General features: G+C 66.0%; 20 protein-coding genes. 10 read left to right on the forward strand and 10 right to left on the reverse strand.

What is annotated here, in order from left to right; translation table 11 throughout:
* Positions 1–582: response regulator (locus LG661_RS03985; RefSeq protein WP_230530579.1), on the forward strand; the 582-nt coding region annotated here is incomplete at its 5' end.
* A gap of 208 nt (positions 583–790) precedes the next feature.
* Entirely contained in the window at positions 791–1,084 is a 294-nt protein-coding gene (locus LG661_RS03990) for a hypothetical protein (RefSeq protein WP_230530580.1), read from the forward strand.
* Between the two features lie 133 nt (positions 1,085–1,217).
* Here LG661_RS03990 and LG661_RS03995 read toward each other — a convergent pair whose 3' ends face one another.
* A complete protein-coding gene (locus LG661_RS03995; RefSeq protein WP_230530581.1) occupies positions 1,218–1,625 on the reverse strand; it encodes a hypothetical protein in 408 nt (135 codons plus the stop codon).
* A gap of 494 nt (positions 1,626–2,119) precedes the next feature.
* On the opposite strand from LG661_RS03995, the gene LG661_RS25660 reads away from it, so the two are divergent.
* The 3 genes from LG661_RS25660 (at position 2,120) to LG661_RS04010 (ending at position 4,327) form a co-directional block, all read left to right on the forward strand.
* A complete protein-coding gene (locus tag LG661_RS25660) occupies positions 2,120–2,767 on the forward strand; it encodes a lipocalin family protein (protein WP_230530582.1) in 648 nt (215 codons plus the stop codon).
* A 39-nt stretch (positions 2,768–2,806) separates the two neighbouring features.
* Positions 2,807–3,223, forward strand: coding sequence for an SgcJ/EcaC family oxidoreductase (locus LG661_RS04005; protein ID WP_230530583.1), 417 nt, complete (start codon positions 2,807–2,809; stop codon positions 3,221–3,223).
* 171 nt (positions 3,224–3,394) lie between these two features.
* Positions 3,395–4,327, forward strand: a complete 933-nt coding sequence (locus LG661_RS04010) for a DMT family transporter (RefSeq protein WP_230530584.1) — start codon at positions 3,395–3,397, stop codon at positions 4,325–4,327.
* Between the two features lie 2 nt (positions 4,328–4,329).
* Here LG661_RS04010 and LG661_RS04015 read toward each other — a convergent pair whose 3' ends face one another.
* Positions 4,330–5,220, reverse strand: coding sequence for a LysR substrate-binding domain-containing protein (locus LG661_RS04015; protein ID WP_230530585.1), 891 nt, complete (start codon positions 5,218–5,220; stop codon positions 4,330–4,332).
* A 252-nt stretch (positions 5,221–5,472) separates the two neighbouring features.
* Between LG661_RS04015 and LG661_RS04020 the strand changes: the two genes are divergently transcribed.
* On the forward strand, positions 5,473–5,802 hold the full coding sequence (locus tag LG661_RS04020) for a DUF1127 domain-containing protein (RefSeq protein WP_230530586.1): 330 nt from the start codon (positions 5,473–5,475) through the stop codon (positions 5,800–5,802).
* Here LG661_RS04020 and LG661_RS04025 read toward each other — a convergent pair.
* From LG661_RS04025 to LG661_RS04035, 3 genes are read right to left on the reverse strand one after another with little or no spacing between them, the layout of a single operon-like run.
* Positions 5,789–6,565 carry a DUF937 domain-containing protein gene (locus LG661_RS04025; RefSeq protein ID WP_230530587.1) on the reverse strand — a complete coding sequence of 259 codons (777 nt, stop codon included), beginning with the start codon at positions 6,563–6,565 and terminating at the stop codon, positions 5,789–5,791. The two genes, LG661_RS04020 and LG661_RS04025, sit on opposite strands and share 14 nt — an antisense overlap.
* Positions 6,566–6,605: 40 nt before the next feature.
* Positions 6,606–7,985, reverse strand: coding sequence for an MATE family efflux transporter (locus tag LG661_RS04030; RefSeq protein ID WP_230530588.1), 1,380 nt, complete (start codon positions 7,983–7,985; stop codon positions 6,606–6,608).
* A complete protein-coding gene (locus LG661_RS04035; RefSeq protein ID WP_230530589.1) occupies positions 7,985–9,835 on the reverse strand; it encodes a monovalent cation:proton antiporter-2 (CPA2) family protein in 1,851 nt (616 codons plus the stop codon). Before LG661_RS04035 ends, LG661_RS04030 begins: the two co-directional genes overlap by 1 nt.
* Positions 9,836–10,090: 255 nt before the next feature.
* Between LG661_RS04035 and ispH the strand changes: the two genes are divergently transcribed.
* From ispH to rnhA, 3 genes are read left to right on the forward strand one after another with little or no spacing between them, the layout of a single operon-like run.
* Positions 10,091–11,050 (forward strand): 4-hydroxy-3-methylbut-2-enyl diphosphate reductase, encoded by a 960-nt coding sequence (gene ispH / locus LG661_RS04040; protein ID WP_230530590.1) that lies wholly within the window; start codon positions 10,091–10,093, stop codon positions 11,048–11,050.
* A 3-nt stretch (positions 11,051–11,053) separates the two neighbouring features.
* A complete protein-coding gene (locus tag LG661_RS04045) occupies positions 11,054–12,019 on the forward strand; it encodes a homoserine kinase (RefSeq protein WP_230530591.1) in 966 nt (321 codons plus the stop codon).
* A 20-nt stretch (positions 12,020–12,039) separates the two neighbouring features.
* Positions 12,040–12,498, forward strand: a complete 459-nt coding sequence (gene rnhA / locus LG661_RS04050) for a ribonuclease HI (RefSeq protein WP_322098838.1) — start codon at positions 12,040–12,042, stop codon at positions 12,496–12,498.
* 27 nt (positions 12,499–12,525) lie between these two features.
* Here the strand turns inward: rnhA and LG661_RS04055 are convergent, their stop codons facing one another.
* Both LG661_RS04055 and LG661_RS04060 read right to left on the reverse strand, forming a co-directional pair.
* Positions 12,526–13,008 (reverse strand): peroxiredoxin, encoded by a 483-nt coding sequence (locus LG661_RS04055; RefSeq protein WP_230530593.1) that lies wholly within the window; start codon positions 13,006–13,008, stop codon positions 12,526–12,528.
* 40 nt (positions 13,009–13,048) lie between these two features.
* Entirely contained in the window at positions 13,049–13,873 is an 825-nt protein-coding gene (locus LG661_RS04060; RefSeq protein ID WP_230530594.1) for a protein-disulfide reductase DsbD domain-containing protein, read from the reverse strand.
* Between the two features lie 94 nt (positions 13,874–13,967).
* On the opposite strand from LG661_RS04060, the gene LG661_RS04065 reads away from it, so the two are divergent.
* Entirely contained in the window at positions 13,968–14,588 is a 621-nt protein-coding gene (locus tag LG661_RS04065) for a YqgE/AlgH family protein (protein ID WP_230530753.1), read from the forward strand.
* Positions 14,589–14,602: 14 nt separating this feature from the next.
* Here LG661_RS04065 and LG661_RS04070 read toward each other — a convergent pair whose 3' ends face one another.
* From LG661_RS04070 to thrC, 3 genes are all read right to left on the reverse strand, one after another.
* On the reverse strand, positions 14,603–17,482 hold the full coding sequence (locus LG661_RS04070; RefSeq protein ID WP_407666640.1) for an EAL domain-containing protein: 2,880 nt from the start codon (positions 17,480–17,482) through the stop codon (positions 14,603–14,605).
* A 202-nt stretch (positions 17,483–17,684) separates the two neighbouring features.
* Positions 17,685–18,971 (reverse strand): M16 family metallopeptidase, encoded by a 1,287-nt coding sequence (locus LG661_RS04075; RefSeq protein ID WP_230530595.1) that lies wholly within the window; start codon positions 18,969–18,971, stop codon positions 17,685–17,687.
* Positions 18,968–20,383 (reverse strand): threonine synthase, encoded by a 1,416-nt coding sequence (thrC, locus tag LG661_RS04080; protein WP_230530596.1) that lies wholly within the window; start codon positions 20,381–20,383, stop codon positions 18,968–18,970. Before thrC ends, LG661_RS04075 begins: the two co-directional genes overlap by 4 nt.
* Between the last annotated feature and the right edge of the window lie 32 nt (positions 20,384–20,415).

The following is a 20,415-nucleotide window of genomic DNA, read 5'->3' on the forward strand; positions in this document are numbered from 1 at the left end:
CCGTTCTTCACGACCAAGGAAGCCGGCAAGGGAACTGGATTGGGCCTGAGCCAGGTGTATGGCTTCGTCCGGCAGTCCAACGGTCATGTAAGGATCAACAGCGAACTGGGCGAAGGCACGACGATCAAGATCTACCTGCCCCGCCTGATCGGCTCCGATGAGGAGCCTGCCGAGATGCCGGCAAAGAGCCCAGTCATGGTGCGGGGGGCAGGCGAGACTATCCTGGTTGTGGAGGACGAGCCCGATCTGCGAGCCTACACCACTGAGACACTCCGTGATCTTGGGTACCGCGTTCTTGAGGCGGCCGAGGGTCGGGAGGCTCTAGAGATTGTCGAGCGGCATCCGGAGATCGACCTACTCTTTACCGATGTCGTTCTGACCGGGGGGATGAACGGGCGTGCGCTTTCTGACGAGGTTTCCCGGCGCAAGCCGGGGCTGCCGGTTCTGTTCACCACGGGCTACACCTCGAACGCCATCGTCCACCATGGTCGCCTTGACCCTGGGATGCATCTGATCGGGAAGCCTTTCACCTATGCCGAGCTAGCCACCAAGGTGAGGCGAATGCTGGACAGAACCGTGTAATGGTTTCCTCTACCTCAAGACCCAGTGCGTCCCGAGCAATGGACACAGCGAGCAATGTTTGGTGAGAGATGCTGAGAGGGCATTTCTCCGTAAACACAAACGCGATGTCCCCCATAGGGCCGCCTTCCTCAAGTCGTCATGTTGTAAGCAACTGGTCCGCTTGCTTCTGACCAGTTCAGTGTCCGAAGTTCCCCCCGTAGGAGGGCCGGTGCTGAGAACACCCCGCTATCTCTATCATGGCACGATGTTCGCACGATTGAAGGCGATCTACCGTGATGGTCTGAAGCCCGGCGAAGTTCCGATCTGGCGTGACGATGCAGAACTTACTCAGCGTTGCTCAGAAGCTGTCTTCTTTGCAGATTATTGGCGTGGTGCCGCGTTCTTCGCTGAGATCGCATACTACCGTTCCCGTGGCCGCAGAGAGGGACTAGGGAGGCGCCCCGTCATCATTCGCATCAGCGCGAGCGAGCATGTGGCATCGCAGAGGTTATTGACTATTTAAGGGATGGCGGCGACACGCTCGCTGCTAATTCTGTAGCAGTTCGCTTCAGATCAGCAGAATGTGTGCAGTGGATCAGCCTGAGTTGCTGCTGGTTGGGAGATGCTCGCACTTAGCCGCAAGTAGTCTCGCCCAATCAAATCCCCGCGCCATTCTCGAAGGTTCGCCCCCACCGCTCCTCGAACTCCTCTTCCTCTCGAATGATGCGGTTGAGTTGGCCGTCGAGTTCGTCCCGCAGTTCGTGGATGCTGCGGCGGGGTTGTTCGGGCTCGCCATAGGGATCGTGCTCCGGATAGGCCGGGCGGACATGCTTCTCGATCTCGCCGAGGACGCGGGTGATGCGGGCCAGCGGCTGGAGGGAGCGCTGGGCGATGTCGAGGGGCTGCTCCTCGAGAGCCGCCGCGTGGCGCTCGGTGAGCCGCCAGAGCTTTTCGGTGACCCGCTCCCGGGCATGGCCCGAGCGGTCGGGCCGGTTGACGACCCGCGCCGGAGCCGCCGCGCCCGGCGGACGCCGCCAGCCCCCTTGCGTGGCGTAGCGGGACACGGTGGCGGCGGAAACGCCGACCTCCTGCCCGATGCCGCTGGTAGGATTGCGTCGTGCCCTCCACCAGATTCCGCATCTGCCCGATGCGGTCGGCCGACAGCTTCTCCCGGAACCCGGCGGCGAGATCGGCGGGCTTGCCGGGCGGGGACGGGGAGGATGCGTCGGTCATGGCCATGGCTCTTCCGGCTTTCGAACAAAACAAGAACAAAATAGCGGTGCGGTGAAAAGAGTCAAGCTTGGAGCGGGGATCGGTTTTCCCTCGCCCGTGCGGGAGAGGGAGTCGGGCGTGGCCTCCTGGTCCGGCCTCTCGCCCGGTCGGACCACCCCCCTAGCCTTTCCCGAATACGGGGAGGGAGTGGCGCTTGCGTCCCGCGACGGCCTGCGGCCTCGCGCCGGTTCGCGCCGGGGTCTCATCCGAAAGGGCGCTCTAGGCATCGCCCCGTGGACCGGAACCGGGATTTGCGGCGCCGATCAACCCGAAGAGGAGATTCGCGATGAAGGCCCTGGCGTCCGCCACGTTTCTTGCCGCAGCCCTGACCGCCGTCGGCGCCCAGGCGCAGGAGAAGGCAGCCGGTTCGCAGACCAGGGTGGACCCCAAGGCCTATGCGGGCCTGTGGTACGAGGTCGCCCGCACCCCGACGCCGTTCCAGGAGCCCTGTGACGGCGGCGTGACCGCCTCTTACGAGATCGTCGATCCTCGGACCGTGCGGGTGCTCAACCGCTGCGACCGGCCCGACGGCAGCGTGAACCGCGTCGAGGGAACGGCCAAGGTCGTGGGCGACGATTTCCGCCGCCTCAAGGTCGACTTTCCGCAAACGCCGGACGACGGCGAGGCGAATTTCGTGATCGAGGCGGTCGGCCCCGGTCGAGGACGGGCGCTATTCCTGGGCGGTGGTCCGCGGGCCGGGCGAAGGGTTCGGCTGGATTCTCTCCCGCTCGCCCGACCTCGACGAGGAGGCGCGCGAGGCGGCGGAAGCGGCCATGGAGGAGGCGGGCCTCGATCCGACGCGGCTCGAGGAGACCGATCAGCCGCCCGAGACCTACCGGCCCGGCCAGCAGTAACCGCCTGCGAAGCGCCCGTCCGCCTTCCGACGGGGCTCATCCGAAAGGGACAGAGCGCAGACGTGTGGCTGCCTCTATGATGGCGGCGGGGAGGGGGCTTTGCCGGAAAGGGGGCCGCGATGCCGCGCCTGGAGGAGATACCGGATGCCTTCATGGAGGCGTGGAACCGGCACGACATGAACACGCTCGCCGGCCTGTTCGCCGAGGACGCCCATTTCGTCAACGTGGTCGGGATGTGGTGGACGAGCCGCGCCGAGATCGCGGCCGCCCATGAGGCCACCCACGCCACCCTGTTCAGGGACAGCCAACTCTCCGGCGTTCTCGCCGCCATGACGCCCCTCGCCCCGGGCGTCGCCGCCCTGCACGTGACCTGGACGCTCGAAGGCCAGCTCGAGCCCGACGGCAGCCGCGGCGGGATCAGGCGGGGCATCCTGCTCCTCATCGCGACCGAGGCGGCGGACGGCTGGACGATCCGGGTGGCCCAGAACACCGACATCGTGCCGGGCCTGGCCGCGCCGCCTGCCCTGGAGCGCTGAAACGGGGCTGTAACGGATTTCAGGGCCTTTCAGGGAATCTTGCAGGGCATTACAGGGCATTGCCATGAAACGTTTCATCAGCGTTTCAGGAGCAACCGATCATTTTTCATCATTTGTGCTGATGGGGGGTTCGGGCTTAAAGCGGGGGTGCATCACCACATCGGAACGACCATGACCCAAGCCGCCCTTGCCCCTGCCGCAGCCCCCGCGCCGGCGCGGATCGACGGGAGCACGCTCGGCCTTTATGTGGCCACCGTGTTCCTGTGGGGCGTGAGCTGGATCGGGATCAGGGCCCAGCTCGGGATCGTGGCGCCGGAAATGTCGGTGCTGTGGCGGTTCCTGCTCGCGGCCGTTCTCATGTGGGGCTGGGTTCTCGCCACGGGACACCGGGTGCGGTTCGCGCTCGGCGATCACCTGCGCTTCGCCGCGGTGGGGTGCTGCCTGTTCTCGTTAAACTTCATCTCGTTCTATTACGGAGGGCTGAGCATTCCCTCGGGCCTGCTCTCGGTGGTGTTCTCGCTGGCCTCCGTGTTCAACCTCGTCCTCGGCTTTCTCATCTTCCGCCAGAGGGTCGAGCCGCGGGTGGCGCTGGGCGGCGTGATCGGGTTTGCCGGGATCGGCCTTCTGTTCTGGCCGGAGATCGCGGGCGCGGGCTTCAATACGGCGGCCTTGTGGGGGCTCGGGCTCTGCGTGATAGGCACGCTGTTCTTCTGCTCCGGCAACATGGTCTCGACGGTCGTGCAGCGCCGGGGCGTGCCGCTGCTCTCGGCCACCGCCTGGGGCATGACCTATGGCTGCGTGGTGCTGCTGGCGCTGAACCTGGTGCGCGGCAACGCCTTCATCATCGAGCCCACGGCGAAGTACATCGGCTCGCTTCTGTATTTGTCCGTGGGGGCGTCCGTGCTGGCCTTCATGTCCTATCTGACGCTGCTGCGCCGCCTCGGGGCCGCGCGGGCGGGCTATGCCACGGTGCTGTTTCCCATCGTGGCTCTCGCCGTCTCGACCGCGGTCGAGGGCTACGCGTGGACGCCGCTTGCGGTGATCGGCGTCGCCTGCGCGCTCGTGGGCAACATCCTCGTCCTGCGCCGCCCGGCGGCGAGGTAAGGCTACTCCGCCGCGACCGGGAGCGGCGCGCGGGCCGCGCCCAGATTGTCCAGCGACTGCTTGATGTGGACGCCGAGCGCATCGGCGAGCGGGTTCTCCGCGCCGCGGGCGCGGATGAGCCCGATCTTGCAGGAGGGCAGGGCGGGATAGCCGTCGGAGGGGCCGAGGATCCGCATGCCGGGGCGCACCGCGCTCTCCGGCAGCACCGAGACCGCGAGCCCCGCCAGCACCGCCGCGCCCACGGCGGTCGAATGCCAGCTCACATAGGCGATGCGGTAGGGACGGTTCGCGCCCTCCAGCGCCTCCGTCGCGGAGTGGCGCCAGTCGCAGTTGGGACGGCCCATGGCCAGCGGAGTCGGCGATTCCTCATGCACCCCGTGGCGGGCGGAGGTGACCCACAGGAGCTGCTCGATCCGCACGATCTCGGAGGGGCCGCGCCGGTCCATGTGGGTGATGATGGCGAGGTCCAAGTCGCCGTGCTGCATGCGCTCGATCAGGTTGTGCGTCGGTTCGCACACCACCGTCACCTCGGCCTTGGGGTTGGAGCGCGAGAAGCGGGCCAGGATCTCCGGCAGGTAGCGGTCGGCGTAGTCGTCCGGGAGGCCGAGCCGCACCCGGCCGGTGAGTTTGTTGTCCTCGAAGGAGGCCATGCATTCCGCATTCAGGCGCACGATCCGGCGGGCATAGTCCAGCAGGCGCTCGCCCTCGTCGGTGAGCTTGGAGAGCCGCCCGTCGCGCTCGAAGAGCGGCTTGCCGACCCGGTCCTCCAGCCGCTTCATCTGCATGGACACGGCGCTCTGCGTCTTGTGCACGGTCTCCGCCGCGCGGGTGAAGGACCCCGTATCCGAAATCGCGACGAAGGTCCGAAGCTGGTCGATATCGAGAAGGTGCATGCCTTTAGCCCCATCATCAAGATCAGTGATGATACATATCTCAAACAATCGCTTCAAGTGATGAAATGGCCCGTGGTATAAAATCTGTGGATGTTGAAATCCAATAATCATTTCAGCGGACTAGGCGAAATATCGATGTGGAATGCTTCGGAAGATTTCCGGCAGTCCTCTCACCTTTCTCCGGCACATCCTTGAAGCCATTCCACCGCTTCACCGCGGCAGAATTGAGATTGAACGCGAAGGAGACCACCGATGAACCGGTCTGCAAACCCTGTGATGAATGTTCCCGGATCGAGCGTCCTGGGCCAGGTGACGCGCACGGTCCTCCGCTTCTTCGCGGCCCTCAAGGACCGCCGGGAGGTCCTGCACCTCGCCGAGTTCGACGACCGGATGCTGCAGGACATCGGTCTGTGCCGCAGCGATGTGGATTCGGCGCTGTCGGAACCGCTCATCCGGACGCCCTCCGCGGTGTTGGTTCGATGTGCGGAGCAGCATGGTCGGACGAGGCGGGCAGCCCTTTCTGTCCGCGCCGGACGGCCGGTGGTTCCGGTTGTGAAACGGTCGACGCTCAGGGCTTCTTGAGGTCGATCTTCCAGGCATCCGCAAAGATCGACTGAAGGGACGCGATGTACTGCGCCTGCATCTCGCGCCCCTTCTCCATCATCTCCTCCCAGGGAGCAGCCGGCCCGGCCGGGTTCGGCTGCTCCTCCGGTTTCGGAGCCTGGGGCATCTGCATGAAGGCCGTCATCATCCCCTCGAAGGGATTGGCCGCGGGGGTCGCCCGTTCCTGCCCGGACGAAGCCTTGCTCTGCTCGTCCGGAGATGCGGTCTTCATCCAGCCGCCCCAGAGATCCATCGGGGGATTGGCGGCTTTCTGATCGCCCTGGGCGGCTCCGGCCTGAGGGGCGAAGGCCTGCATCGCCTGGGTCTGAGCCATCGCCCATTGCGACATCGCCCCGGCGAAGAGCCCGGCAAAGACCGGCAGCAACTGCTGCATGGTCTCGACGCTGATCCCCGCAAAGTCGGCGGCCTGATGGGCGACGCGGCGGCTGACCTCGTCAGAGCCGAAGATCTGATCAAGGACCCTGCGGCCCTCCTGCTGCGCCTGTGCCGCGAAGGCCTGCCCTGTCCCCTGCCAGGGATTCGGGAAGGCCCCGCCCATCATCGACTGGAAGAACTGGGCAGGGTTGGAGGCTATGTTGTGCTGCAGCCCCATGGCAAAGGCCGGCATGATGGCCGCCATGGCCTTCTGCATCTGATCGTTCGAGAGCTGGAACTGCCGGGTGAGGGCGCTGAGGCCCGCATGCGCCTGGGCCTGCTGCACGAGATCGAACCAGTTGAACATGGGCGGCCTCCCTGAAGGCGACGCTTCGCCCCCTGCTGACTTACAACGCCGGAACAGCTTGCCTCTCCAGGCGCCTGATTGTCCAGAACGCCGTTAAGATGGCTGCAATGCCAAACGCGACAGACCCGATACCGATCCCGAGGAGGGCGCCCTTGGGCCCGCCGATCTGCGCGCCGAAATAGGCGAAGGGGATCATGCCGAGCGTTGCCCGTCCCCAGTTGAAGAAAGTCGAGAGCAGCGGATAGCCGAGATTGTTGAAGGAGGCGTTCGCCACGAAGACCAGGGCGACGAAGAACCAGATGAACCCGCTGAGCTGGCAGAAGAACTGCACCAGCTCCGCCGTCAAGGGAGGTGCGTTGAAGATCTGGGTCAGCGGGACGCGCACGAGGAACAGGATCAGCCAGACCACGCCGACATAGACCACCGTGAAGGTGAGGGCGTCCTTGAGGACCTGTTGCATCCGGTCGTAGCGCTGCGCGCCCCAGTTCTGCCCGAGCACGGGACCGATGGCTCCCGCGAGCGCGAAAAGGCCGGCGAAAGCGAGCGGCGTCACCCGGTCGATGATGGCGGAGGCGGCGATGGCCTGATCGCCGAACTGGGCCATGACGCCGGTGAAGAAGGCGTTGGAAGCGGGCGCCGCGATGTTGGTGAGGATTGCCGGGACGGCGATGGCGAAGAAGGCGCGCGCATCGGCTGCGACCGCGTGCGGATGCGGGTAGGCGAGCAGCTTGTGGACTCGCGTGACATAGCCGTATGCAACGGCGAGATAGGCGACCCGGGCGATGTTGATGGTGATCGCCGCGCCGTCGGATTTGAGGTCGAGGCCGAAGATCAGAAGTGGATCGAGCACCACCGTGACGGCCGCGACGGAAAGCGTGGCATACATGCTGCGCCTCGCGTCGCCCGCGGCGCGCAGGACGGTCGAAAGCCCCATCCCCAAGGCCATCAGCACGTTGGTCGGCAGTGCAATCCAGAGAAAGCTGCTGGCGACGAGGTAGGTCTGTTCGTTCGCGCCGAGCGCATGAAGCACCGTCGGCAGCAGAGGCAGGATAATTCCGCTAACGGCCGCGGCGACCAGGGCCATGAGAATGGTGCCGGAGGTCGCAAGCCTGCGCGCATCGTCGAGGCGTCGTGCGCCGAGCGCCCGCGAGACCAGGGCGCCGATGGGGATCATCAGGCCGACATTGATCGAGACGGTGAAGAACATCACCACCGTGGCGAGACCGACGCCCGCCGTCATGCTCGGATCGTTCAGCCACGAGATGTAGAGAAGCGAAACGAAGTCGACGATGAAGATCGCAATCAGCCCGGCCGTCGCCGTTCCCGTCATCACGAGGACATGGCGCATGGTCGAGCCGACCACGAAGCGCGGAGCCGTCGCGTGCCCGTCGAGCGTCCCCGGCTTGGGTTCCGCGTCCATCAGACGACCCCTTCGCCGAGAATATCGCGGGTCTCTGAGCTGAGCGCCTTGGCGCGCTTCGCCGGAGCCGCCAGGGGTTCGGGGGCGATCTTCGCCCCGACCATGAGTTCCGCGCCGCCCATGGCACCGATTTCCTTCTGCAGCACGAGGCGCGCGACATCGCGCTTGCGCACGTCGTTTGCAGTCTCGCCGGCAGTCTCGGGCGCAATCCCGAGTTCCTCTAGCGCCACCCGGCCGAAGACGATGGCGGATTCGAACACTTCCCTGAGCTGGTAGTCGACTTCGAGCTTCATCAGTTCGATGGCGTGGATGCGGTCATAGGCGCGCACGAAGCTGCGGGCGTTCCTGAAGTTCTCGTGGATGATCTCAACGATCTTCGCCGTGGTCTCGGGATCGTCGGTGCAGACGCAGATCATCTCGGCCTTCTCGGCCCCTGCGGTGCGCAGCACGTCGAGGCGGGTGCCGTCCCCGTAATAGACCTTGAGGCCGAATCGGCCCGCGTCGCGAATGCGCTCCACATCCCGGTCGATCACCGTGGCGTCGATGCCCTGAGACAGGAACACTTGGTTCACGATCTGCCCGAAGCGCCCGAAGCCGATGACGAGAACGCGGCTCGACAGCTCGCCCTCCTGGACGTGCAGGCCCTTGAGGTCGGGATGGGCTTCGCTGCCGTGGCGGTTGCGCAGCATTCTCTCGATCAGGGTCGACATGATCGGCCCGAGGAGCATGGTGAGCGCGGCAAGCGCCGTCACAGGCTGGGCGATCTCGGGAGCCATGAGCCCGAGGCTGGTGGCGACGGGCAGCAGCACGAAGGCGAACTCGCCGGCCGTGCACAGAAGCGCGCCGGAGCGCAGGCTCTCGCGCCAGGTCGAGCCGAAGAGCCTCTCCAGAAGGGTGATGAGGATGGTCTTGCCGAGGATGACAGTGGGAGCCGCGATCGCCAGCATGACCCATTGCTCGCGCACCAGGCCGAGGTTGATCGACATGCCCACGCTCATGAAGAACAGGCCGAGCAGGATGCCGCGGAAGGGCTCGATATCGGCCTCGAGCTGGTGGCGGAAATTCGATTCGGCCAGCAGGAGTCCTGCCAGGAATGCGCCCATCGCCATGGAGAGGCCGACCTCGTCCATAAGGAGGGCCGCGCCGAGCACCACGAGGAGGGCGGCGGCGGTCATGACCTCGCGCGCGCCGGTCCGGGCAAGGATGCGGAAAAACGGGTTCAGCCCGTAGCGTCCGACCAGCACGACGGCGGCGATGGCCGCCACGGTTTCCCCGACGGCGAGAAGCCGGTCGAGGAGGGATCCTCCCTCCGCGGCCGTGCCGGTGGCCAGCAGCGGCAGGATGGCGAGAATCGGCACGACCGAGATGTCCTGGAAGAGCAGGATCGCGAATGAGCGCTGCCCATAAGGCGTCTGGAGGTCGTTGCGCTCGCCCAGCATCTGCAGGGCGATGGCCGTGGCCGAGAGCGCAAGGGCGATGCCGGTGACGAAGGAGGCCTGGGGCGTGAAGCCGAGACTGAGGGCGGCGGTGCCGAGGCATAGGGCCGTGAGCCCAAGCTGGGCGAGGCCGAGCCCGAAGATATCCCGCTTCATCGACCAGAGATGGGAAAGCTTGAGCTCGAGGCCGATGATGAACAGCAGGAGCACGACCCCGAGTTCCGCGACGGTCGCGATGTCTTCGGGATCGCCAACGAGCCCTAACCCTGAGGGGCCGATGACGACGCCTGCAGCGAGATAGCCGAGAACGGCGCTGAGTCCCATGAACCTGAAGACGGGCACGGCCACGGCCGCCGCTCCGCAGAAGGTCAGGATGGGGGGAAGAAAGCTGACGTGGGAGGCTGCGTTCGCCATGGGATCAGGGCAGAATGAGAGAGTATTCACCTTTCTAGGCAGTCTTTGCGGGAAGAGCGAGCGTTTCTTGCGGGGGAGCCGATGGGTCTTGTGTCAAAGCGCACGGGACGAACGGAAGCCGGATTTTTTCTCGTGAAACGACACATTGCGGAAGCTGCGCCATTTCCTGCAGGAGCAAACGGTCCTAAGCTTGGCCGGGAATAAGCGTCGCTCCCGCTTGACAGGAAGGGCCCGCTCTCGCCACATCGCCGGATCATGACGAAGCCACCCCTCGACATCCTGCTCTGCGCCCCGCGCGGCTTCTGCGCCGGGGTCGTGCGCGCCATCGACGCCGTCGAGAAGGCGCTCGCAATCCACGGCGCGCCGGTCTATGTGCGCCACGAGATCGTCCACAACAAATACGTGGTGGAGAACCTGAAGCGGAAGGGAGCGGTCTTCGTCCGGGAACTCGACGAGGTGCCGGATACCGATGCGCCCGTGATCTTCTCGGCCCATGGAGTGCCCCAGTCGGTTCCCGAGGCGGCCAGGGCCCGCAATCTCTTCGCCATCGACGCGACCTGTCCGCTGGTGACCAAGGTCCACCGGGAGGCGCAGGTCCATTTTAAGAGGGGCCGCCATATCATCCTGATCGGCCATGCGGGACATCCGGAGGTTATCGGCACCATGGGCCAGCTCCCGGAAGGGGCCGCGACCCTGGTCGAGACCGTGGAGGACATCGCAAGGCTTCAGCCCGCCGATCCGGACAACCTCGCCTTCGTCACGCAGACGACCCTCTCGGTCGACGACACCCAGGACATGGTGGATGCGCTGAAAAAGCGCTTCCCCTCCATCGTCGGGCCGCACAAGGAGGACATCTGCTACGCCACCACCAACCGCCAGGGGGCGGTCAAGCGCGTCGCCCCGCAGGTCGACGCCATGATCGTGGTGGGCTCTCCGAACTCCTCCAACTCCCAGCGCCTGCGGGAAGTGGCCGAGCGTGAAGGCTGCTCGCTGGTGCGCCTGATCCTGCGCGCCGAGGACATCGACTGGTCGCTCTTCGGCGGCATCCGGAGCCTGGGCATCACGGCCGGGGCCTCCGCGCCCGAGATCCTGGTGGAGGAGGTCATCGACGCCTTCGCCGAGCGCTACGAGGTGAATGTAGAGAGCGTGTCGACGGCGGATGAGAGCGTGTTCTTTCCTCTCCCGCGCGAGCTGCGCGAGCAGGCGGCGGAGTAGCCCGTGGCAGTCTATACGGAAGTCAGCGACGAGGAGCTCGCAAGCTTTCTCGAAACCTACGATATCGGCACGGTTATGTCCTATAAGGGCATTGCCGAGGGCGTGGAGAACACGAACTACTTTCTCCACACGACGAAGGGTTCCTACATCCTCACGCTCTACGAGAAGAGGGTGCGGGAGGCGGACCTGCCCTTCTTCCTCGGCCTCATGCAGCACCTGGCGCTGAAGGGCCTGAACTGCCCGCTGCCGGTCAACAACCGCCGCGGCGAGCCTCTGGGCCGGGTGGCGGGACGTCCCGCCGTCATCATCACGTTCCTGGACGGCATCGCGGTGCGCCGGCCGATGGCGCAGCATTGCGGAGCGCTTGGGGCGGCGCTGGCGAGGCTGCACCTTGCCGGCGAGGGCTTCTCCATGAGCCGGCCCAACGCGCTCTCGCTTCCCGCCTGGCGGCCGCTCTTCGCTCAGGCCGAGGCCCAGGCCGACACCGTGTCGCCGGGCCTCGCCGAGCGCACGCGGCGGGAACTCGCGCTCCTCGAGGAGGCTTGGCCTGTGGGCCTGCCCACCGGCATCATCCATGCCGACCTCTTCACCGACAACGTGTTCTTCATCGGCTCGGAAGTGTCGGGGCTGATCGATTTCTATTTCGCCTGCACCGACGCTTTCGCCTACGACGTCGCGATCTGCCTCAACGCCTGGTGCTTCGAGGCCGACGCCTCGTTCAACCTGACGAAGGGACGGGCGATGCTCGCGGGCTACCAGTCCGTGCGGCCTTTGAATGCGGAGGAGAGGGAGGCGCTTCCCGTGCTCTGCCGGGGCTCGGCCATGCGCTTCATGCTCACCCGTCTCGTCGACTGGCTCAACGTGCCGCCGGGCGCGCTGGTGAAGCCGAAGGACCCGCTGGAATACGACCGCAAGCTCAACTTCCACCGCCATGTGCGGCACGCGCGCGAATACGGGCTCGAGGCATGAGCGGACGGGACATAAGCGGGATGGGCCGCGTGACGATCTACACGGACGGCGCCTGCTCGGGAAATCCCGGGCCGGGCGGCTGGGCCGCGATCCTCTCCTTCAAGGGAAAGGAGAAGGAGGTCTCCGGCGGCGAGGCGCATACCACCAACAACCGGATGGAGATCCGCGCGGCGATCGAGGGGCTGAGGGCGCTCAGCCGGCCCTGCGCGGTCGATCTCTTCACGGACTCGCAATATGTGCGCCAGGGTATCACCCAGTGGATGCACAACTGGAAGCGCCGCGGCTGGCGCACGGCGGACAACAAGCCGGTGAAGAACGAGGATCTCTGGCGGGAGCTCGACGAGACGGCGTCACGCCATCAGGTCACCTGGCACTGGGTGAAGGGGCACGCGGACGATCCCACCAATATCCGCGTGGACGAACTGGCGGTGGCCGCCATGAAGCCCTTCAAGAAGGGGAACGGAAGACCCTCGCGCTGAACGGCAGGGCGAGGGCCCTTTTTGGGATCAGAGATCCTTGAAGATGTTGTCGGCGCCGGAATTCTGGGCCTTGGAAGGCGCATCCTCCACGTTGATCGCCTTCACGACGCCGTCCTCGACCACCATGGAATAGCGCTGGGAGCGCGTGCCGAGGCCGAAGCCCGAGCCGTCCATGGAAAGGCCGATGGCGTTGGCGAAATCCGCATTGCCGTCGGACAGGAACTCCATCTCCTCGGCTCCGGTGGCCTTCGACCAAGCGTCCAGCACGAACACGTCGTTGACGGAGGTGACCAGGATCGAATCCACGCCCTTGGCCATGATCTCGTCCTTCTTCTGCACGTAGCCCGGCAGGTGGTTGCGGTGGCAGGTGGGGGTGAAGGCACCGGGAACGGCGACGAGAACGACCTTGCGGCCCTTGAACAGGTCGTCCGTGGTCTTGGCCACGGGGCCTTCGGGGGTCATGACGCGGAAAGTGACCTGGGGCAGGCGCTCGCCAACCTGGATGGACATGGGCAGTTTCTCCGAAGCTTTGCCGATAAGGGAGCTATCCCTAGCGCGGCTGTCCGCCGCCGTCGAGGCTCACCTCCGTCTCCACCGCCTTGTCGCCGGCGACAAGGGTCAGGCGCAGGGGAACGGGACCCGCGGTGTTCTTCGGTTTCTCCTCGACCGTGACGGTGAAGCGGTTGTCGCCGTCGGGGAGCGTGGTCGAGAGATACCAGTCCTCCGGCCCTTCGGCGAAGAGGGTGGGCTTTGCGCCGTCCGGTGCACGGACCTTGACGGAGAGGCCGGGCTTGTCCTGCTTCAGGGACTCGACGGAAACCACGGACAGGTCGCCCTCGGCGCCCAGCGCCTGCGGGCGCGGCACCTTGGCCAGCGCCTTCCTGATCGCGGCGCGGTTAGCCTCGTTGCCGGAGAGAACCGTGTCGATCTCCGCATGGGCCGGGATGCAGATGTCCTTGCAGATCCCGTAATCGGCGGTGAGCTTGAGCTTGACCGGCTTGCCCTGCTCCTTGGCCTTCACCAGCACCGGCAGGACCACTGTCCCGCTATAGGTATGGGCCACGCCGGCCGCGTCCTCGGTGCGCGAGGGGGCGGGCCATTGGATCTCGATGGAGGAGGCGTTCTCCGAGCCCGACCAGTCGAAACGGGGCGGCAGGCCGGAATCGCCGGCGTTGCGCCAATAGGTCTTGAAGCCGGGATCAAGGGCGATCTCGATGCCTGCGAGCCAGGTGCCGTTCTCCTGTCCGCCGGAGATCAGACGGGCGCGGGAATGGAAATTCTGGGCCGAGGGGGAAGCGAGGGACTGTCCAAGAACGGAAAAAACCGCGAGGATCGAAAATGTGATGACTGAAAAGGTGCGGAACATGATTGCCATGGAACTGACGCCTCCCTGACGCGCTTCCCTTATGCGGATTATCCCCGGGGCTGCCATCCACGATCCTGTGATCGAGGGGCTGCCCGCAAGGCAGATGCGAGACATGAGCTTTCCTTCGTCCCCTTACGATGCCGAACCGACCTTCCTCGATGGCCAGTGCCTCGTGGCCATGCCCGGCATCGTGGACGAGCCCTTCGCCCGGTCCGTCATCTATGTCTGCGCCCACTCTGCGGAAGGGGCCATGGGCATCGTTCTCAACCGGCCTGCGCCGAACGTGAGCCTTCCCGATCTCCTGGTGCAGCTGGAGATCGTGCCTGAACCCGACCGCATCCGCCTGCCGCAGAATGTCGGCCGGATGCAGGTGCTGATCGGCGGGCCCGTCGAGACGAGCCGGGGTTTCGTGCTCCACACGCCCGATTTCCACATCGCCCAGTCGACCCTGCCCATCGATGCAGGCGTGTGCCTGACCGCCACCGTCGACATCCTGCGGGCCATTGCCAGGGGCGATGGCCCGAAGAACGCGGTTCTGGCTCTCGGCTATGCCGGCTGGGGCGCGGGGCAGCTCGAGCTCGAAATGCAGGCCAATGGCTGGCTCAACTGCCCGGCCGATGCGGACCTGATCTTCAATACCGCCGCCGATGCCCGCTATGAACTCGCCCTGCGCCGGATCGGGATCGACCCGGCCATGCTCTCTGTCGAGGCGGGACACGCCTGAGGGTTTGACGAAGCTCAGGCCGCTTCCGGAGCCGCGCCCACGAGCTGGCGGGCCTGAAGCACCGACATCGGCTCCCCGAAGACCGGACCCTGCGCATATTCGCAGCCGAGCTGGTAGAGCTCGATGGCCTCCGACTCGCTGTCGGCGCCTTCCGCCACGATCTCCATCCCGAGCTCGTGCGCCATCTTGATGATGGAGCGCAGGATCACCGGCTTGCCCGAGGCCATCTGGCGCACGAAGGACTCGTCGATCTTGATCGTGTCGAAGGGGAAGCGCAGCAGGTAGGAGAGGGCGGAATAGCCGGTGCCGAAATCGTCGAGCGAGAGCCCCGCGCCGAGGTCGCGAAGCCGCGCGAGCATCTGCGCCGAATATTCCGGGTTCTCCATCACGAGGCTCTCGGTCATCTCGATCTTGAGCGAGCCGGGGAGGACTCCCGTGCGGGCAATGACGGCCTTCACGTCCTGGAGCAGGTCGTGCCGCAGAAGATGGTGGCTCGACATGTTGACGCTGGCGAAGATCGGCGGATCGACCTCCAGGGCGTTCTGCCATGCGGCGAGTTCCCGCGCGGTCTGCTCCAGGAGGAAGACGCTCAGGCTCACGATCTGCCCGGTCTCCTCCGCGATCGACAAGAAGTCTTCGGGGCCGATGCGGCCCAGGCGCGGATGATCCCAGCGGAGCATCGACTCGAAGCCTGCGATGGTCCGGTCCTCGAGGCGCACGATGGGCTTGAACAGCACCTTCATCTCGTTGCGCTCGAGCGCCTTGCGAAGATCGCTCTCCATGGCGAAGTGGTCGCTGCGGTCCGAGCGCATGGTGGGGCGGAACACCTCGATGCGGTCGCCGCCGCTGCGCTTGGCATGGGCCATGGCGATCTCGGCGTTGCGCAGCACCTCCTCGCGCCGGGCCGCGATCTGCGGATCGTGCAGGGCAATGCCGATGGAGGCGGTGAGGAAGATCTCGCGCTCGGCGAAGGTCACGGGCGTCGTGACGACGCGGCGCACCATGTCGGCGAAGGCGATGATGCGGTCGGGCTCGCGCTCCGAGAGCAGGATGATGGCGAACTCGTCGCCTGCGATGCGCGCAAGGGTGTCCTGAGGCTTGAGCAGGCGGCTCAGGCGGCGGGAGAGGGTGAGCAGGATCGAGTCGCCTGCGGCGAAGCCCGCGGCATCGTTGGTGTTCTTCAGCTTGTCGATGTCGATGACGAGCACCGTGGGACGCAAGGAATCGTCCTGGCTTGCGAAGGTCAGCGCCGCTTCGAGCCGGTCGTAGAAGAGCTGGCGGTTGGGCAGGCTCGTCAGGTTGTCGTGCACCGCGTCATGGAGCAGGCGCTCCTCCGCCGTCTTGGTATCGGTGACGTCCGAGAGCGTGCCGACGATGCGGTTGACCTCTCCGTCCGAGCCGATCACCGGACGGGACTTGAGGCGGAACCAGTAATGGGAGCCGGAGGCCGTGCGCAGGCGGAAATCCTGGACGAGGCGGCCGCGGCGCTGCTCGATGACCGCATCGAGGGCGGCTCGGTAGCGGTCCTTGTCGAAGGGATGGATCAGGTCGAGCCAGTCGGAGGCTGGGCCTTCCAGCGCGCCGCGCTTCAGGCCGAGCTGGTGCTCCACTTCCGGGCTGACGAAGATGTGGTCCGATACCACGTCCCAGTCGAAGACGATGTCGCCCGCACCGGCGAGCGCCAGGGCCCGGCGCTCGGTATCGGGCACGAAGCCCTTCGCAAAGGGTCCGCCCGCGAAGGCGTGCTGCATCACCGTGAAGCCGATGAGCATGACGATGAGCACGAGGCCGCCGACCAGGGCCGAGGGGACCAGATCCGAGGCGAGCTGCCCCACGACGGTGAAGCTCGCGGCCGACACCCAGGCGATGAGGAGCAGCCAAGTGGGCACCAGCATGATGGCCCGGTCGTAGCCGTGGGTCGCCAGATGGATCACGAGGACGAAGCCGATAGCCGCGACCGCCGCGATCGAGATGCGCGCCACGCCCGAGGCCACGGGAGGGTCGAAGATGGCGAGCCCGATCAGACTCCCGAGGAAGACAAGCCAGAAAGCCGCCACATGGCTGTAACGCACGTGCCAGCGGTTGAGGTTGAGATAGGCGTAGAGGAAGACGAGGAGGGTCGCCGCCAGCACCGCCTCCGCGCCTGCGCGGTAGATCTGCTCGGTCGCCTCGGTGATCGGGAAGACCCGCTGGAAGAAGCCGAAATCGATGCAGGCATATGCCAGCACCGCCCAGGCGAGCGCAGCCGCCGCCGGGAAGATGAGGGCGCCCTTCACCACGAAGACGATGGTGAGGAACAGGGCAAGGAGGCCCGCGATGCCGATGATGATGCCCTTGTAGAGGGTCAGCCCGTTGACCCGCTCCGTATAGGCTGCCGCATCCCACAGGTGGAGCTGCGGCAGGTTGTTGGAGCGCAGCTCCGCGACGAAGGTCACGGTCGTGCCCGGGTCGAGGGTGATCAGGAAGATATCCGCATCCGCGCTGTCCTCGCGCTCGGGCCGGATGCCCTGGCTGGCGGTGATGGCGGCGATGCGGGTCGAGCCGAGATCGGGCCAGAGGACGCCGGAATTGGTGAGGCGGAAGTGGGGAGCCACCAGAAGGCGGTCCACCTGCTCATCGGAATCGTTGGTGAGGGCGAAGACGATCCAGTCGGGGCGGGTGCCCGCCTCGCGTGCCTTCACGGCGATGCGGCGCACAATGCCGTCGCGGCCCGGAGCCGTGGAAATGCGGATCTCGTCCCCGTCCGAGTTGTAGCGCTCGATGGCGGATGTGAGGTCGATGGCCTTCATCTTGGGATCGACCCGCACCGATTCCACCGCCCAGCCGCTGGACGGCCAGACGAGACCCACGAAAGTCGCCAAGAGAAGGGCTATGGCGAAAGATACGATCCGCAATGCTTCGGTCTTTCGTCCGGTACGAAACGGTGGAGCTGGATTGGTACCGGTCAGGAGGCTCGAGGGCAAGGCGCGGCCGGGGAGGGGGGCCACTTGTCCGCAAGACTCGATGGATATCGTTAACCACGCGGCCATGGGGGCACTTTGCGGCGGGATTGAGGAGAGTCGGGCATGACCAAAGGTCAGCTGCGACGGAAAGCCCTCAGGCCCGCAGCCGCGATGCGATGCTCTCCAGGGTGGGCAGCCCCTTGATGGGACCGATTGCCGCCAGGGTCGGCGGCCCCTGCAGCAGACGGCGTCCCGCTTCCTGCACCTGGTCGGCGTCCAGGGCGTCGACCTTGCGGACGATCTCCTCGCTCGGCACGATCCGCCCCCAGGACAGGAGCTGACGGGCGATGCGCTCGATGCGCCCGCCGGGTGTCTCCAGCGCCGTCAGCAGGGCCACCTTCATCTGGGCCTTGGCGCGGGTGATCTCGACCTCACCGATGTCCTCCGTCGCCTCGCGCAGACAATCGAGAGTGACGTCCATCAGTTCGGCCACGTCCGGGCCGGCCGTGCCCGCTCCGATGCCGAAGAGGCCCGTATCGGAGAAGGGCCAGTGGAAGGCGTCGATGGAATAGGCGAGGCCCCGGTTCTCGCGCACCTCGTGCCAGAGGCGCGAGGTCAGGCCGCCGCCGAGAATGTGGGCGAAGAGATGGGCCGCGTAATAACCCTTCTCCTTGAAGGAGAGGCCCGGCAGGCCCAGGACGATGTTGGCCTGTTCGAGCTTGCGCGGGATGCGCCTCTCGCCGCCCGTATAGCGCCCGGGCTCCGGCTGGCGCTGGATCTCGACGGCAGGCATACCGCCGAACAGCTGTCCTGCGAGATCCACGATCTGCGCGTGCTCCACGTCGCCTGCGGCAGCGAGCACCATCTTGCCCGGGGCGTATTCCCGTCCCATGAAGGCGCGGATGGTCGCTTCGTCGAAGCTTCTGATCGTGTCCGGCGTGCCGAGGATCGGGCGGCCCACGGACTGTCCGGGGAAGGCCGTCTCCATGAAGGCATCGTAGATCAGGTCGTCGGGGGTATCCTCGACGGCAGCGTATTCCTGCAGGATCACGCCCTTCTCGCGGGCCAGTTCGCCCGCATCGAAGGCGGAGTTGGTGAGAATGTCGCCCAGCACGTCGAGGGCGACATCCACGTTCTCGCCCAGCACCCGTGCCGTGTAGCTCGTATACTCGACGCTGGTGGCCGCGTTGATGTCGCCGCCCACATTCTCGATATCCTCGGCGATCTGCCGGGCGGAGCGCCGCGCCGTGCCCTTGAAGGCCATATGCTCGATCAGGTGCGAGAGGCCATGCTCGCGGGCCTCCTCGTGCCGGGAGCCGGTACCCACCCAGACGCCGAGGGTCGCGGTGGCGATCTCCGGCATTCTTTCGGTTGCGACGATCAGGCCGTTGTCGAGCTTGGTGATGTCGATCCGCTTCTCGTGGACGAGATGCTGGTTCATGCGGCTGCGCCCCGGTGCGCGCGGGCGCGTTCGCGGATGAAGCGCTCCACGGCGGCCTGGTCGTTGGCGACGATCGTGAAACGCTCCTGGCGCTCCATCAGGTCGGCCATGTGCGGCGGGAGGGCGGGGCGGATGCCGGTCGCGCGCTCGACCGCATCGGGGAACTTGGCCGGATGGGCCGTGGAGAGCGCGACCACAGGCACCTGTGGGTTCTCGCGAAGCAGGGCGCGTCCGGCGCGGGTGCCGACGGCGCTGTGCGGATCGAGGATGTAGCCGGTCGTGCGGTAGGTCTCGGCCATCTCGTCCGTCACCTTGGCTTCGTCCATGGCTGCGGCCGAGAACTCCTCGCGGATGCGCGCCAGCGGCCCGGCCTCGATCAGGAAGGAGCGGGACTGGTTGAGGTTCGCCATGAGGCGGCGGATCGCGCCCGCGTCACGGTCATAGGCCTCGAAGAGCAGGCGCTCGAAATTGGAGGAGATCTGGATGTCCATGGAGGGCGAGGTCGTAGGCTGCACGCCCTTGAGTTCGTAGGCTCCGGAGCCGAGGGTGCGGGCCAGGATGTCGTTGGCGTTGGTGCCGATCATCAGCCGCTCGATGGGAAGCCCCATGCGCTTGGCGGCCCAGCCGGCGAGGATGTCGCCGAAATTGCCCGTCGGGACGGAGAAGGAGACGGGCCGGTGGGGCGACCCCAGGGCCACGGCTGCGGTGAAGTAATAGACCGCCTGAGCGGCCACGCGGGCCCAGTTGATGGAGTTCACGCCCGAGAGCTGGAGCTCGTCCCGGAAGCGGGCATGGTTGAACATGCCCTTCACCATGTTCTGGCAATCGTCGAAGGTGCCCTCGACCGCCAGGGCATGGACGTTGGGCGAAGCCACGGTCGTCATCTGACGGCGCTGCACGTCCGACACGCGCCCATGGGGGTAGAGAATGAAGATGTCGACCTGATCGAGCCCCTTGAAGGCCTCGACCGCCGCGCTTCCCGTATCGCCCGAGGTGGCCCCCACGATGGTAGCGCGGGCGCCGCGCTCCTTCAGCACATGGTCCATGAGGCGGCCGAGCAACTGCATCGCCACGTCCTTGAAGGCGAGCGTCGGGCCGTGGAAAAGCTCCAGGACGAAGAGGTTGTCGCCGATCTGGGTCAGTGGGCAGACGGCCGCATGTCGAAACGAGGCATAGGCCTCGTCGATCATGCGGCCGAGGTCGGCTTGGGGAACGTCGCCGTCGACCAGCGGCCCCAGCACGGCCTTGGCGACCTGGGCGTAGGACTGCCCGGAAAAGCCCTTGATCGTGTCCGTCGTCAGCTGCGGCCAGCTCTCCGGCATGTAGAGGCCGCCATCCCGGGCGAGGCCGGTCAGCAGGGCGTCGGAAAAGCCAAGCGCGGGGGCTTCTCCCCGGGTCGAGACATGGCGCACGGTCGATCTCCTGAAAGTCGGCGGGACATTAG

Source organism: Microvirga roseola (genome assembly GCF_020866965.1).
GTDB classification, from domain to species: domain Bacteria; phylum Pseudomonadota; class Alphaproteobacteria; order Rhizobiales; family Beijerinckiaceae; genus Microvirga; species Microvirga roseola.

Coding starts and splice junctions, on each gene's coding strand:
- LG661_RS25660 (WP_230530582.1), top strand. CDS start 2,120: ATGAAGGCCCTGGCGTCCGCCACGTTTCTTGCCGCAGCCCTGACCGCC.
- LG661_RS04005 (WP_230530583.1), top strand. CDS start 2,807: ATGCCGCGCCTGGAGGAGATACCGGATGCCTTCATGGAGGCGTGGAAC.
- LG661_RS04010 (WP_230530584.1), top strand. CDS start 3,395: ATGACCCAAGCCGCCCTTGCCCCTGCCGCAGCCCCCGCGCCGGCGCGG.
- LG661_RS04015 (WP_230530585.1), bottom strand. CDS start 5,220: ATGCACCTTCTCGATATCGACCAGCTTCGGACCTTCGTCGCGATTTCG.
- LG661_RS04020 (WP_230530586.1), top strand. CDS start 5,473: ATGAACCGGTCTGCAAACCCTGTGATGAATGTTCCCGGATCGAGCGTC.
- LG661_RS04025 (WP_230530587.1), bottom strand. CDS start 6,565: ATGTTCAACTGGTTCGATCTCGTGCAGCAGGCCCAGGCGCATGCGGGC.
- LG661_RS04030 (WP_230530588.1), bottom strand. CDS start 7,985: ATGGACGCGGAACCCAAGCCGGGGACGCTCGACGGGCACGCGACGGCT.
- LG661_RS04035 (WP_230530589.1), bottom strand. CDS start 9,835: ATGGCGAACGCAGCCTCCCACGTCAGCTTTCTTCCCCCCATCCTGACC.
- ispH (WP_230530590.1), top strand. CDS start 10,091: ATGACGAAGCCACCCCTCGACATCCTGCTCTGCGCCCCGCGCGGCTTC.
- rnhA (WP_322098838.1), top strand. CDS start 12,040: ATGGGCCGCGTGACGATCTACACGGACGGCGCCTGCTCGGGAAATCCC.
- LG661_RS04055 (WP_230530593.1), bottom strand. CDS start 13,008: ATGTCCATCCAGGTTGGCGAGCGCCTGCCCCAGGTCACTTTCCGCGTC.
- LG661_RS04060 (WP_230530594.1), bottom strand. CDS start 13,873: ATGGCAATCATGTTCCGCACCTTTTCAGTCATCACATTTTCGATCCTC.
- LG661_RS04065 (WP_230530753.1), top strand. CDS start 13,968: ATGCGAGACATGAGCTTTCCTTCGTCCCCTTACGATGCCGAACCGACC.
- LG661_RS04075 (WP_230530595.1), bottom strand. CDS start 18,971: ATGAACCAGCATCTCGTCCACGAGAAGCGGATCGACATCACCAAGCTC.